The sequence below is a fragment of the Roseibium sp. FZY0029 genome, assembly GCF_036350355.1.
In the GTDB taxonomy this organism is placed as follows: domain Bacteria; phylum Pseudomonadota; class Alphaproteobacteria; order Rhizobiales; family Stappiaceae; genus Roseibium.
Genome location: NZ_JAZDVZ010000001.1, coordinates 96,705 through 110,328, shown reverse-complemented (window position 1 = coordinate 110,328; position 13,624 = coordinate 96,705). Strand labels below are relative to the sequence as shown.

Sequence of the window (13,624 nt, the reverse complement as noted above, 5' to 3'; positions counted from 1 at the left end):
AGAAGGTTTGACATGACATTTATGCCTCACGGTAAGCAGCTTGTTGCAGGGCAATGGGTTGCCAGCGATGCAACATTCACCTCCGAACCGGCGCATGGCGCGTCTCACTCCTTTTCCGTGGGAACCGTCGATCAGGTCGACGCTGCCTGCCGGGCCGCGGAAGAAGCTTTCTGGAGTTTTGGCTATTCCAGCAGCGAGGACCGGGCGAAGTTTCTGAACGCCATTGCCGACGAGATCGAGGCACGGGCGGACGCTATCACTGAAATCGGCACGTCCGAAACCGGCCTGCCGGAAGCACGCCTTCAGGGCGAACGCGGCCGCACAACCGGCCAGCTTCGTCTTTTTGCCTCGCATATTCTGAAAGGCGACTATCTCGACAAGCGTCATGACGAAGCCCTGCCGGACCGCCAGCCTCTGCCGCGCCCGGACCTGAAAATGGTGCAGCGCCCGATTGGGCCGGTCGCGGTTTTCGGCGCTTCCAACTTCCCGCTGGCATTCTCGACGGCCGGTGGCGACACGGCATCGGCACTGGCTGCGGGCTGTCCCGTGGTTGTGCGCGGCCATCCGGCTCACCCGGGCACGGGCGAGATCGTCGCTGAGGCAATTGCCGCGGCCATAAAGTCCTGCGGCCTGCATCCGGGCGTCTTTTCCTTCATCCAGGGCAATGGCCACGAAGTGGGGCAGGCCCTCGTGCAGCACCCGCTGATCAGCGCTGTCGGCTTCACCGGTTCACTGCGCGGCGGCCGTGCCCTGTTCGACCTTTGCGCACAGCGCCCTGTGCCGATCCCCTTCTTCGGTGAACTCGGATCGGTCAATCCGATGTTCGTGCTTCCCAAGGCCCTTTCCGCGCGCGGTGCGGATATCGCCAAGGGCTGGGCCGGGTCGCTGACCATGGGCGCCGGTCAGTTCTGCACCAACCCGGGCGTCCTTCTGATGCTCGACGGTGCGGACGCCGACGCTTTCGTCAAAGCTGCCACCGAAGCTCTCAGCGGCATGGGCAAGCAGACCATGCTGACAGACGGCATTGCGGAAGCCTTCCGAGCCGGTTCCAAACGGGTCGCCGCGTCCAGCGGTGTCCGTGAACTGATCGGCACCTCGTGCGAAACCCGTGAAGCCGCGCCTTACGTCTTTGAAACCACCGGTGACAACTGGCTCGCCAACGAGGAACTGGGCGAGGAAGTCTTCGGCCCGCTCGGCATCGTGGTGCGCGTCAAGGATGAAGCGCAGCTTCTGGATATTGCCAAGAGCCTGGAAGGCCAGCTCACCTGCACGCTGCAGATGGACGCGGGCGACATGGACCTTGCCCGTAAGCTGATGCCGGTGCTGGAACGCAAGGCTGGCCGCGTGCTTGCCAATGGTTTCCCGACCGGTGTGGAAGTTGCCGACAGCATGGTTCACGGCGGTCCTTACCCGGCATCGACCAACTTCGGCGCCACTTCCGTCGGCACCCTGGCCATCCGTCGCTTCCTGCGTCCGGTCTGCTACCAGAACCTGCCGGACGACCTGCTGCCGGCCAACTGAACCGGCGAGTAATTAGATAAAGACCTCATCCTGAGGAGCGCACCTGTGTGCGTCTCGAAGGATGGGCCACTTGCTCCGAGCAAGGTGCCCATCCTTCGAGACAGGCCTGCGGCCTTGCTCAGGACGAGGTTTTTTTGTTTGTGAGTCCAGGGAGCTAGGCTGGCAGCGCGCGAATTCGGCGATGAGTCTCAGATATTCAGTTCGATCTTCCGGCCGGCCAGAATGACGGCGACCATGGCGTCATGGGCGGCCTTTGCGTCTCCGGCCTTGATGGCCGTGACGATGGCCCGGTGGCGCTCGACGAATTCGTAGGTTTCCTGGTCGTTGCGTTCGTTGGCTTCGGCAATGAACAGGGAATAGAGCGCGGCCTGAACGAGATCTCCGAGCGATTGCAGGAAGCGGTTTCCGGAGAGCTTCAGGATCATCTTGTGAAATTCCAGATCGGCCACCGCAACGGCCGCTCTGTCCTTGCCGGTGGCAAGGTTGTCGCAAAGCTTGGCCAGGGTCACGCATTCCGCATCGGTGGCGCGCTTGGCGGCGCTGCCTGCGGCCGCCGGTTCGAAAATCAGGCGGATCTCGAAGAGGTCTTCCAGGAACGGACGCTGGTTGTTGAGGGCGGCATGCCAGCGCAGGACGTCCGGATCGAACATGTTCCACTCGGATGCCGGCCGGACGTGTGTTCCAACCTTGGCCTTTGACTGGATCAGCCCCTTGGCAATCAGCGTCTTCTTTGCTTCCCGCACCACCGTGCGCGAGACGTCGAACATTTCCGAAATGTCCGGATCCAGAGGAATCATCGTTTCCGGTGGATACTCACCTGCAACGATGGCCCTGCCCAGTTGCTCGACAACCTGATCGGTGTGGTTTCCGATCTGGCTTCCCAACCCGCCGGTGGCGACGAAGGTCATGATTGCGCGGCGAACTCTGTCGCTGGTTTTCTGCGCAGTGTCGTTGCCCAAGTGAGTCCCTTCTGAAGCAAGATGAAGCCGAAGAGCAAGCCGCCGATCACGATCTTTGTCCACCAGCTCGAGAGCGTTCCGTCGAACACGATAAAGGTTTGTATCAACCCCATGATCAAAATGCCAAAAAATGTGCCTGCGACAAAACCCGTGCCTCCGGTGAGCAGAGTGCCACCGATCACCACTGCGGCGATTGCGTCAAGTTCGACCCCGACCGTCGCCAGCGAATAGCCTGCAGAGGTATAGAGCGAGAAGATGATTCCGGCGAGGCCGGCAAGGCCGCCGGATGTGGCGTAGATGCCGATGGTGGTCCGGGCGAGGGGAACGCCCATCAGCCGTGCCGTCGACAGCCCGCCGCCAAGAGCATAGACATTCTGGCCGAAGCGGGTGCGGTGGGCGACGATGATGCCGGCAAGGAACGTCAGCAGCATGATGATGCCGGTGAGCCGGAACCGCCCGCCGCCAGGGGCTTTCCAGTAAAGCGACTGCAGCGTGTCGTAGAACTCGTGTGTGATCGGCACGCTGTCGGTCGACAGCACATAGGCCGCGCCACGCGCCAGAAACATGCCTGCCAGCGTCACGATGAAGGGCGGCATCTCCAGATAATGGATCATCGCCCCCATCGCCGCGCCGAAGGAAATGGTGATCGCCAGGACCAGGACAAAGGCGACCAGCGGATGGATCGAGGTGTCCCTCAGGATCACAGCCAGAAAGACGCCGGTAAAGGCGATCACCGAGCCGACCGACAGGTCGATGCCCCCGGAAAGGATCACGAAGGTCATGCCGACGGCGGCAATTCCGAGAAAGGCATTGTCCGTCAGAAGGTTTGCCACGACCCGTGTCGACAGCATCGCCGGGTATTGCGAAGCGCACAGCGTGAAGGCCAGCAGGAAGGTGGCGATGGTTATGAGAAGCGGAAGATGGGTGGAGCGGATCATTGCGGGCTTTCTTTCGCTTCCTTGATGGGCTCGGCAGGCTGGGGCTCCGCAGAAGCCCGCAAGATGTAAAGCGCGTGTTTCACGGTCGGAGACTGAATGACCAGGATCGCGATGATGATCAGCGCCTTGATGACCAGGTTGAATTCGGGCGGCATGCCGGACAGCAGGATCACCGAATTGACCGACTGGATGATCAACGCGCCCAACAGCGACGCGATGATGGAAAAGCGTCCGCCAAGGAGGGAGTTGCCGCCGATAACGACGGCCAGGATGGCATCAAGCTCCAGCCAGAGACCGGCATTGTTGGCGTCCGCCCCTTTGATGTCGGCTGCGACGATGACGCCGGCCAGCGCCGCACAGACACCGGAAATCAGATAGACCGAGATGATCAGCACGCGGCTGTTGATGCCGGCAAGACGAGAAGAACTCTCGTTGATGCCGATGGCCTCGATCAGCATGCCGAGCGCCGTCTTGCGAACCGCGGCCGTAACCGCCAGGCCGAGCGCAATCCAGATCAGGATCGGCGTCGGAATGCCGAGGATTGTTCCGGCTCCCAGGTGAATAAGCCCCGGATCCAGGAAGGTCAGGATCGTTCCTTCCGTCACCAGCTGGGCAATGCCTCGTCCGGCCACCATCAGCACCAGCGTCGCGACGATCGGCTGAATGCGCAGGACGGCAACCAGCACGCCGTTCCACAGGCCGCAGATCGCGCCGACGGCGAGTGCGCCGGTCAGGGCGACCTGCCAGCCGTGACCATCGACGGCGAGGGAGGCGGCGACCGCGCCGGCAATAGCCATGACGGCCCCCACTGACAGATCGATGCCTCTGGTCGCGATGACCAGGGTCATGCCGATGCACAGGAGGGCTGTCGGCGCGCCACGATTGAGCACGTCGATCAGGTTGCCGAAAAGACGGCCGTTCTGGAACTCGATCCGGAAGAAATCCGGAAAGACCATGAAATTCAGCATCAGCACGGCAGCCAGAATGATCAGCTGCGGCGTGATCCGCCGGAGGGTGTTGTGAACATGTGCGGTCATCACACGGCCTCCGCCATGGGTTCGTCGGCAATGGCCGCGACAATGTTGGAGGTGGTGATGTCGTCACCGGTGAGTTCGCTGACCTGGCGCCGGTCGCGCAGCACGATCACCCGGGTGGAATAGGCCACGAGCTCTTCCAGCTCGGACGAGGCCACAAGAAGGGCCATGCCGTCCTCTCGGAGTTTTTCGATAAGCGCGATGATTTCCGCGTGGGCGCCCACATCGATGCCGCGTGTCGGCTCGTCCAGGATCAGAAACGCCGGATTGGTCGCCAGCCATCTGGCAAGCAGTGCCTTCTGCTGATTGCCACCCGAGAGCAGGCGGATCGGCATGTCCAGGCTGGCAAGGCGAATGTCGAGCGCCTTTACATAGGCTTCCGCCAGTTCGTTGACCTTGGCCTTCGGCAGGGGGCGGAACCAGCCCTGGCGGGCCTGCAGGGCCAGAATGATATTCTCCCGCACCGAAAGGTCGCCGACGATACCGTCGCTCTTGCGGTCCTCCGGGCAAAGGGCAAACCGGTGCGTGACAGCCTCGCGCGGGTTCCGGATGCTGATCTTCTTGCCTTCCAGACGCGCGTCGCCCTGGTCAGCCTGTACGGCACCGAAGATGATTTCGGCAGTTTCCGTGCGTCCGGACCCCAATAGACCGGCAAGACCGACGACTTCGCCCTTGCGAACGGTCAGGTCAAATGGCGTGATCATGCCGCGTTTGCCGAAATTGGTGAGTTCTATCAATGTGTCGCCGGTTGCCGGCGGAGCGCGGTCGTGGATGCGGTCTTCCAGTTGCCGGCCGAGCATCAGCGTCACGATGTCGGTCTGGCTCGCGTCTGCAAGGCGCCGTGTGCCCACGACACGGCCATTTCGCAGCACGGTCGCCCGGTCGGATATCTCGAAGACCTGATCGAGAAAGTGGGTGATGAAGACGATGGCAAGGCCGCGTGCCTTCAGCTTTTCGATGACGGAGAAAACAAGGTCGACCTCGTCCCGGTCAAGACTGGCGGTCGGTTCGTCCAGGATCAGAACCTTGCCCGAAAGCTCGACGGCGCGCGCAATCGCAACCACCTGCTGCACGGCAACGGAATAGGCCGACAGCGGTTCTGCCGGATTGACGGACAGGCCGAATTCGGCAAGCAGGTCCCGCGCCATGGTCATCATCTTGCGCTGGGAAATGAAGCCGTGCCACATCGGCTGGCGGCCGAGAAAGAGGTTCTCCGCAACAGTCAGGTTCGGCAGCAGGTTCACTTCCTGATAGACGGTGCCGATCCCCAGTTTCTGGCTGTCCTGGGTGCTGTTGGGCGAGATTTCCTGATTGTTCAGGACGATGGTGCCGGCGTCGCGCCGGTAGGCTCCGGTCAGGCACTTGATGAGGGTGGATTTTCCGGCCCCGTTTTCACCGAGCAGTGCATGCACCTCACCCGGATACAGGGTCAGGTCCACCGCATCCAGCGCTATGGCCCCCGGAAAGAATTTGGATATGCCCCGGCATTCGAGCACAGGGTCGGTTACGCTCGCCATGTATCGGCTTCCCCCGAAGTCAGTCTACCTGAACCTTGAGATGCCGGGCAGCGAACCGCCCGGCATCGGGATCATTCTTAGTATCCCAGGTCTTTCTTCATCTCGTAGATGGCCATGTTATCATCTTTGAGCGTATAGAGTTTGGACTCGGTCTGGATCCATTTCGGCGGCATGGTGCCGTCGGCAAGGTAGGCTTCAAGGGCGTCCAGCGCCGGCCCTGCCATGTTCGGGGTCAGTTCGATGGTGGCATTGGCTTCGCCGTTTGCCATCGCCAGATGGATGTCCGGAACACTGTCGATCGAAACGATCTTGATGTCTTCACCCGGCTTCAGGCCCGCTTCCTTGATCGCCTGGATCGCGCCGACGGCCATATCGTCGTTATGGGCGTAGAGAGCGCAGATGTTCTCGCCGCCGACGGCTTTCAGGAAGCTTTCCATCACGACCTTGCCCTGGCTGCGCGTGAAGTCGCCGGTCTGGCTGCGGACGATGTTCAGGTTGTCATGGCCGGAAATCGCCTGCTCGAAGCCTTTCTTGCGGTCGATGGCCGGGCTGGAACCGGTCGTGCCCTGAAGTTCGACGATGTCGCACTTCTCGCCCGCGGTTTCGTCAACCAGCCACTGGCCGGCAACACTGCCTTCGTGAACGAGGTCAGACGTAACGGCGGTCATGTAGAGATCGTCCGGTGCGTCGACAGTCCGGTCAAGCAGAACGACCGGGATTTCCGCGTCCTTGGCTTCTTCCAGAACTTCGTCCCAGCCGGTCGCGACCACAGGAGCGAGCAGGATCGCATCGACGCCTTGCGCGATGAAGGACCGGATCGCCTTGATCTGGTTTTCCTGTTTTTGCTGGGCATCGGCAAATTTCAAATCGATGCCGCGCTTTTCAGCTTCCTGTTTGGTGACGGTTGTCTCAGCAGCACGCCAACCGGATTCCGATCCGATCTGCGAAAAACCGATGGTCAGATCGGCAGCCATGACGGTCATCGGGACAAACGACAGTGCCCCGGCAATTAGCATTGCCTTGAGTTTCATAGGGTCTCCTCCACAAGGTGTATTATCCTCACATTCGGCATTAAGTAATACTTTATTACTTTTGTAAAGCGAGGAACGTTGTGCGGTGCAAATAGAAGATTTAAGTGTTTGTAAATATGCAGAAAAATGAAATCTGCATGGCCTCGTTCCGTCGTTGTTCCCGGGCTTGAAACGGCGTTTCCTACCGTTCCGGTTGTATTTCCCGAGTCCTCGCCATATGTCGGGAAACAGCATCGATGTCACGGGTGAACATGACATGGCGAGGACGGATTGAAGCTCACCATTTGACACCTCGGACAAAGACGAAGCATCAGGAAGCGCCGCCACAGCGGAGAGGCCCCCTTGAGAAACGGCAAAAGCCCGGGTGCAAGGACCCGGGCTTCAGGGAGTGCGGCCAGGAGCACGGTTAGCCGTCCAGCTTCACCCAGGCAGCGTTTCTCGCCGAGGAGCGAACGCAGGCATCGACAAAACGCACGCCGGCAAGTCCGTCGGAGATGCCCGGCACCAGTGAGGCTGCATCTTTGCCGGCCTGATGGGCCCGGATTGCCTCGGCGGCGTCCTTGTAGAGGTTGGCAAAGCCTTCCAGATAACCTTCCGGGTGACCGGGAGGAATGCGGGTGGCGGAGGCAACGCTGTCGAGCATGCCGGCGCCACCACGGGTCAGAAGTTGCTTCGGCTTACCGAACGCTGTGAAGTGAAGATAGTTCGGGTCTTCCTGATGCCACTCGAGCCCGCCCTTGTCGCCATAGACACGAATCTTGAGGTTGTTTTCGTTTCCCGGGGCCACCTGCGAACACCACAACATGCCGCGCGCTCCGCTGGCGTAGCGCAGCATCACATGGCCGTTGTCATCCACCTGTCGGCCGGGAACGAAGGACTGCAGGTCGGCAGCAAGGCTTTCCGCAGGCTCGCCGGTGATGAAGCAGGCAAGGTTATAGGCATGGGTGCCGATATCGCCTGTGGAGCCGCCAAGCCCCGTACGCGCCGGGTCGGTGCGCCATTCGGCCTGCTTGTTATGCTGTTCCACGGTCAGCCAGTCCTGGGGGTATTCCACCTGCACGACGCGGACGGTGCCGAGATCGCCATTTGCCACCATCTCACGAGCCTGGCGAACCATCGGATAGCCGGTGTAATTGTGGGTCAGGAAGAACAGCGCATCGGAGCTTTCCGCTGCCTTCACGAATTTCTTGGCATCGGCCAGGGTCGAGGTCAGCGGCTTGTCGCAGATGACATGGATTCCGCGCTTCAGGAACTCCTTCGCCGCCGGAAAGTGCATGTGGTTCGGCGTGACGATGGCGACGGCCTCGATGCCGTCCTTCAGCCTGGCTTCCCGCTTGGCCATGTCCTCAAAGGAGCCGTAGATGCGGTCTTCCTTGAGCCCCAGCGCCCGGCCCGATTCGAGAGCCTTCTCCGGGGTGGAAGACAGGGCGCCCGCCACCAGCTCGTAAGCCCCGTCGATGCGCGCGGCAATCCGGTGAACGGCTCCGATAAAGGCATCCTTGCCGCCGCCGACCATGCCGAGCCTGATCGGGCGTGTCTGCGCCGTGTCTTTTCCTTCGATTGCCATGTCGCTCCTCCTGAAACTGTTTCTGCTCTATCGTGCCGGGTACTGTAATCGATTACACGCCCTGTTTACATATTTGGAATCCATCTTCCGAGAAAGCGCGAATGCGCTGTCTCGAAGCATGGGCCGCGTGCAGGTGCGGAGGCCGCCCATCCTTTGAGACGGCCCTGACGGTTCTGCTCGGGCGAGATCGAGTGGGGCAGGGGCCGAGGGCACGAGCCGGCTCCTGAGTGGTCCCGTTACCCGATCCCCAACATCTTCCGGTTGGCTGCTTCATCACTACCGCCATCGGCAAAATCATCAAAGGCCTTTTCGGTCACGCGAATGATGTGCGCCTTGACGAAGTCCGCGCCTTCCCGGGCGCCATCTTCGGGGTGTTTCAGGCAGCATTCCCACTCGACCACGGCCCAGCCGTCGAAGTCATTCGCCGCCATCTTGGAAAAGACGGCGCCGAAATCGACCTGGCCGTCGCCCAGAGAGCGGAAGCGGCCGGCGCGGTCGACCCAGGACTGGTAGCCGCCATAGACGCCCTGGCGTCCGGTCGGATTGAACTCGGCATCCTTGACGTGGAACATGCCGATCCGGTCCTTGTAGATGTCGATGTTGTCGAGATAGTCCAGGCATTGCAGCACGTAGTGGGACGGATCGTAGAGCATCTTGCAGCGCTCGTGATCGTTGACGCGCTCCAGGAACATCTCGAAGGTGATGCCGTCGTGCAGGTCTTCGCCGGGGTGGATTTCATAGCAGACATCGACCCCCATTTCCTCGGCATAGTCGAGGATCGGGCGCCAGCGTCTGGCAAGTTCGTCAAAAGCGGTTTCGATCAGGCCGGCGGGCCGCTGCGGCCACGGATAGACATACGGCCAGGCAAGCGCGCCCGAAAAGGTCGCGTGGGCCGTAATGCCGAGATTGCGGCTGGCGGCGAGCGCCAGTTTCACCTGGTCGACGGCCCAGGCCTGCCGGGCGGCCGGATTGCCATGGACGTGCGGCGCGGCAAAGCCGTCGAAGGCCGTGTCATAGGCCGGATGCACGGCAACGAGCTGGCCCTGAAGGTGGGTGGAAAGCTCGGTGATCTCGACGCCGTTCTCGCGCGCCGTTCCAATGAATTCGTCGCAATAGGTTTTGGAGCTGGCCGCCTTTTCAAGGTCGATCAGCCGGTTGTCCCAACTGGGCACCTGAACACCGAGGTAGCCGCAGTCCGCAGCCCATTTGGTGATCGAGGCCCAGGAGTTGAACGGCGCTTCGTCCCCGGCAAACTGGGCGAGAAACAACGCCGGTCCCTTGATGGTTTTCATGACAATCTCCAGAAATCGGGGAAGGTGAGTTGAGGCGGGAAGGGCCGGGGTCCCATCGCGAAAGACCCCGGCCCGCTACGTCCCGATGCCTTAGAACGGCGAATCCGGGAAGTAGTAGTTTTCAGCATTCTCCGGCGTGATCAGCGTCGCACCCAGAATGTAGCGGCCGGCAACCGGACCGTTGGACTTGAAGGCCGCAACCGTCTGATCCATGGCGGTGGCGATCATCGCCGGCGGATAGAGAACATCGACCGGGATCAGCGTTTCGCCGTCCATGATGGCCTTGATGGTTTCCTTCATGCCGGCACCTCCAACGACGAACATGCCGTCGCCGTCACGGCCGGCCTGTTTCAGGGCAGCGACCACGCCAATGGCAATGTCGTCGTCCTGGGCCCAGACTGCGTCGATGTCCGGGAAGCGGGACAGGAAGTCCTGCATCACTTCAAAGCCGTCGTCGCGGTTCCAGTTGGCGTGCTTGTGGTCGAGCACGTTGATGCCGGAGCCTTCGATCTCGGCCATGAACGCGTCGAAGCGCTCATTGTCGATCACCGTCGGAATGCCGCGCAGGATGACGATGTTGTCGCCTTCCTTCAGACGGGTCTTCATGTACTGGGCGGAAACACGGCCCAGTTCCGGGTTGTTGCCGGCCACATAAAGATCTTCGATGCCTGGCTGGCTGAGACCGCGGTCAACAACCGTGATCCATGCGCCGGACTTCTTGACGTTCAGCACCGGGTCCGTCAGCGGTTCGGATTCGAACGGCAGAACCACCAGAGCGTCGATCTGGTGAACGGAGACGAGATCTTCCAGGGCGCTTGCCTGGGCTTCCGGATCCGGCGAGTTCACCAGGATCAGATCGACATCCGGATAAAGTGCCTCAAGACGCTTTTCCGCCTGTTCCGCATGCCAGTTCATGCCGGCGGCCCAGGCATGGGTCGGGGTCGGATAGCTGACGCCGATCTTGATCTTTTCCTGCGCAACCGCAGCGCCTGCAAAAGCCAGTGCACCGGTTACCGCGATCACTCCCAAAGCTTTCTTCATGAGCATTGCTTCCTCCTTCAATGCTGCCATCTGGACGCACCTCTCCCGTCCGGTGCGATCCGGTCATTAAATTTGGGGACGGGTCCCGGTTCGGTTGAAATCAGATCAGGGGCTTACTTGCTCTTGCCGAGCTTCCAGTCACTGCGCTGAAGAAACACTGCGACGATGATGATCAGGCCCTGCATGGTTCCATTCAGGTAGTTCGAGATCACATCGGTGAAGTTCAGAATGTTGCCGATGGTGGTGAGGATCAGCGCGCCCAGGATGGTGCCGCCGATCCGGCCATAGCCACCTTTCAGAACCGTGCCGCCGATGATCACCGCGGCAATCGCCTCAAGTTCCCACAAGACGCCGGTGGAGGCGGATGCTGAGCCGAGGCGGGGCACGTAGATGATGGTGGCAAAGGAAACGCACAGGCCCTGGATGACATAGGTAAGCGTCTTCACCCGGTCCACGTTGATGGCCGAGTATCTGGCGACGGCTTCATTCGAGCCGATCGCGGTGCAGTAGCGACCAAATGCGGTGCGGTTCAACAGCAGCCAGCCGCAGATGGCAACGGCGATGAACACCCAGACAGGGAAAGGCAGACCTAGAAACGTGTCGTAATAGACGGGTCGGTAGGTCCCACGGATATCGAAGTTGAGCGACAGGGTGCCGCCATCGGCGAAATAGGTCACCAGAGAGCGGTAAATGCCCATGGTGCCAAGCGTCACGATGAAGGCTTCGATCTTGCCCTTGGTCGTCAGGGCGCCGTTCACCCAGCCGGCACCGATGCCGAGCACGATGGCAAGGCCGCAGCCGAGCAGGACCGTCGGAACCCCGCTGCCCATGGTCTCCACCGCATTGTTCATGATGATGATCATGACACCGGAGATGGCGGCGGCCATGGAGCCGACCGAGAGATCGATGCCGCCTGCGGTGATGACGAAGGTCGCCCCGACCGCGATGATGCCGATGAAGGCCGAACGCGTCAGCAGGTTGGTCAGGTTGCCTTCGCTGACGAAGGCAGGGTTCAGCAGAAAGCCGATGATGCACAGGATCAAAAGCGCAACTGCGGGGCCGATTGTCTTGAAGTCTATGGAAGACCGTTTGGCCGGCTTGGCCGCTGTATCGTCGGACGCGGTCATCATGGTCAATGGAGTTCCTCCCGTTTCAGCCCGGCGGCGTAGCGCATGATTTCGTTTTCGTTGATGTGATCGCCGGTCAGAACGCCGGTGATATGACCTTCGCGCATCACCACCACCCGGTGGCAGATGCCGATGATTTCAGGCATTTCCGACGAGATGACCACGACGGAGACGCCTTCTGCGGCAAGGGCGGCGATGAAATGGTATATCTGCTGCTTGGTGCCGACATCGATGCCCCTTGTGGGTTCATCGATGATGACGATCTTCGGATCGCATTCCATGATCTTCGCCAGAAGCAGTTTCTGCTGGTTGCCGCCCGACAGTTTGCCGACCGTGATCTCCTTGTCGCGGGATCGAACGTCGAAGCGGCGGATGGCACGGTTGAGCGCATCTTCTTCCGCCTTGCTGTCGAGCCTGAAATTGCGAACGAACTTCGGCAGGGCGAACAGGGTGAGGTTGGGTCGCATCTTCTTGTCGAGAAGCAATCCCTTTTCCTTCCTGTCCTTGGTGAGATAGGCGAGACCGAGGTCCCGCGCTTGCGCGACGGTCATGGGGCCGATGTCGCGTCCAAAAAGCCTGATGGTTCCTGCCTCGATCGGCGTAAGGCCGCAAATGGCCTCGAACACGGCGGTTCTGCCGGAGCCGATCAGGCCTGAAAAACCCAGGATTTCACCCTTACGCAGGCTGAAGCTGACGTTGTTCACGGACGGTGCTCGCAGGTTCTGGACCTCCAGCACAAGTTCCGCATCGACATCCGCCTCATGCATGGGCGGGTAAAGGTCAGAAAGCTCCCGGCCCACCATCATCTGGGCCATCATGTCCGGTGTCAGGTCGCTGGAGGCACGCGTATCGATCCACTGGCCATCACGCAGGATGGTCACCCGGTCGGCAATCTCCTTGACCTCATTCAGCTTGTGCGACACGAACACGATGCCGACACCGCTTTCTTTCAGCTTTTCCACCTGACGGAAGAAGACTTGCGTTTCCTCCTCGGTCAAAACGGCGGTCGGCTCGTCCATGATCAGGATGCGGGCATTCCGGCTGACGGCCTTGACGATCTCGACCATCTGCTTCTGGGCAATGGTGAGGTCGGAAATTCGGTCGGTCGGGGAAATATCGAGGCCGATTTCGTCCAGATACTTGCGGACGGTTGCCTGCATGGCCGCCTTGTCCAGGAAGCCGTTGGATTTGAGTTCGCGGCCGAGGAAGACGTTTTCCTCCACCGTCATCTGTTCGGCGAGGTTGAGCTCTTGGTGGATCAGGACGACGCCCAGCCTTTCCGCACCGCCATTCGGGGGCAGGTCGGTCTGCTTGCCGTCGAGACGGATCTGACCGGAGGTGGGATCATGGAAGCCGGAGAGGATTTTCATCAGCGTCGACTTGCCGGCGCCGTTTTCGCCGATGAGCGCGTGAACCTCACCCGGGCGGACGTCCATGCTGACACTGAACAGCACGGGAACCGGCCCGAAGGATTTACTGATGTTCACGGCCTCGATGACCGCTGCCGGAGCAGTGGTGTCCACGCTCATTCTTTTTCCTCCCAAGGCGCCAGAGCATTCTGCCTCTCGAGCGCCATTTGCCTCATGTAAACGTTTTC

Annotated in this window: 11 protein-coding genes; 1 reads left to right on the top strand and 10 read right to left on the bottom strand. The window is 60.8% G+C overall.

Annotated features, from left to right (window positions below; all coding sequences use genetic code 11):
• Positions 1 to 12 precede the first annotated feature (12 nt).
• The gene (locus V1T76_RS00510; RefSeq protein WP_330558673.1) at positions 13 to 1,521 is read left to right on the top strand and encodes an aldehyde dehydrogenase (NADP(+)); all 1,509 of its coding nucleotides are present in this window, start codon (positions 13 to 15) and stop codon (positions 1,519 to 1,521) included.
• Positions 1,522 to 1,709: 188 nt separating this feature from the next.
• Here the strand turns inward: V1T76_RS00510 and V1T76_RS00505 are convergent, their stop codons facing one another.
• The 10 genes from V1T76_RS00505 to V1T76_RS00460 form a co-directional block, all read right to left on the bottom strand.
• Positions 1,710 to 2,480 (bottom strand): FadR/GntR family transcriptional regulator, encoded by a 771-nt coding sequence (locus V1T76_RS00505; RefSeq protein WP_208984105.1) that lies wholly within the window; start codon positions 2,478 to 2,480, stop codon positions 1,710 to 1,712.
• Entirely contained in the window at positions 2,426 to 3,415 is a 990-nt protein-coding gene (gene yjfF / locus V1T76_RS00500) for a galactofuranose ABC transporter, permease protein YjfF (protein ID WP_040441257.1), read from the bottom strand. Before yjfF ends, V1T76_RS00505 begins: the two co-directional genes overlap by 55 nt.
• Positions 3,415 to 4,455: an ABC transporter permease gene (locus tag V1T76_RS00495; RefSeq protein ID WP_006939373.1), complete on the bottom strand. Its 1,041-nt coding sequence runs from the start codon at positions 4,453 to 4,455 to the stop codon at positions 3,415 to 3,417. Before V1T76_RS00495 ends, yjfF begins: the two co-directional genes overlap by 1 nt.
• A complete protein-coding gene (locus V1T76_RS00490) occupies positions 4,455 to 5,969 on the bottom strand; it encodes a sugar ABC transporter ATP-binding protein (protein ID WP_330558672.1) in 1,515 nt (504 codons plus the stop codon). The genes V1T76_RS00495 and V1T76_RS00490 overlap by 1 nt, the downstream gene beginning before the upstream one ends.
• Before the next feature lie 77 nt (positions 5,970 to 6,046).
• The gene (ytfQ, locus tag V1T76_RS00485) at positions 6,047 to 7,000 is read right to left on the bottom strand and encodes a galactofuranose ABC transporter, galactofuranose-binding protein YtfQ (protein ID WP_330558671.1); all 954 of its coding nucleotides are present in this window, start codon (positions 6,998 to 7,000) and stop codon (positions 6,047 to 6,049) included.
• Positions 7,001 to 7,406: 406 nt separating this feature from the next.
• Entirely contained in the window at positions 7,407 to 8,567 is a 1,161-nt protein-coding gene (locus V1T76_RS00480) for a Gfo/Idh/MocA family protein (RefSeq protein WP_330558670.1), read from the bottom strand.
• 236 nt (positions 8,568 to 8,803) lie between these two features.
• Complete coding sequence (locus tag V1T76_RS00475) at positions 8,804 to 9,859, bottom strand: sugar phosphate isomerase/epimerase family protein (RefSeq protein ID WP_330558669.1); 1,056 nt, start codon at positions 9,857 to 9,859, stop codon at positions 8,804 to 8,806.
• A gap of 90 nt (positions 9,860 to 9,949) precedes the next feature.
• Complete coding sequence (locus V1T76_RS00470) at positions 9,950 to 10,906, bottom strand: substrate-binding domain-containing protein (protein WP_040441259.1); 957 nt, start codon at positions 10,904 to 10,906, stop codon at positions 9,950 to 9,952.
• A gap of 107 nt (positions 10,907 to 11,013) precedes the next feature.
• The gene (locus V1T76_RS00465; RefSeq protein ID WP_006939382.1) at positions 11,014 to 12,030 is read right to left on the bottom strand and encodes an ABC transporter permease; all 1,017 of its coding nucleotides are present in this window, start codon (positions 12,028 to 12,030) and stop codon (positions 11,014 to 11,016) included.
• Between the two features lie 2 nt (positions 12,031 to 12,032).
• A complete protein-coding gene (locus V1T76_RS00460) occupies positions 12,033 to 13,556 on the bottom strand; it encodes a sugar ABC transporter ATP-binding protein (protein WP_330558668.1) in 1,524 nt (507 codons plus the stop codon).
• Positions 13,557 to 13,624: the final 68 nt, after the last annotated feature.

Excerpts from the sequence above, each read along its gene's own strand:
- V1T76_RS00510 (WP_330558673.1), top strand. The coding sequence starts at position 13 with ATGACATTTATGCCTCACGGTAAGCAGCTTGTTGCAGGGCAATGGGTT.
- V1T76_RS00495 (WP_006939373.1), bottom strand. The coding sequence starts at position 4,455 with ATGACCGCACATGTTCACAACACCCTCCGGCGGATCACGCCGCAGCTG.
- V1T76_RS00490 (WP_330558672.1), bottom strand. The coding sequence starts at position 5,969 with ATGGCGAGCGTAACCGACCCTGTGCTCGAATGCCGGGGCATATCCAAA.
- ytfQ (WP_330558671.1), bottom strand. The coding sequence starts at position 7,000 with ATGAAACTCAAGGCAATGCTAATTGCCGGGGCACTGTCGTTTGTCCCG.
- V1T76_RS00480 (WP_330558670.1), bottom strand. The coding sequence starts at position 8,567 with ATGGCAATCGAAGGAAAAGACACGGCGCAGACACGCCCGATCAGGCTC.
- V1T76_RS00475 (WP_330558669.1), bottom strand. The coding sequence starts at position 9,859 with ATGAAAACCATCAAGGGACCGGCGTTGTTTCTCGCCCAGTTTGCCGGG.
- V1T76_RS00470 (WP_040441259.1), bottom strand. The coding sequence starts at position 10,906 with ATGCTCATGAAGAAAGCTTTGGGAGTGATCGCGGTAACCGGTGCACTG.
- V1T76_RS00465 (WP_006939382.1), bottom strand. The coding sequence starts at position 12,030 with ATGATGACCGCGTCCGACGATACAGCGGCCAAGCCGGCCAAACGGTCT.
- V1T76_RS00460 (WP_330558668.1), bottom strand. The coding sequence starts at position 13,556 with ATGAGCGTGGACACCACTGCTCCGGCAGCGGTCATCGAGGCCGTGAAC.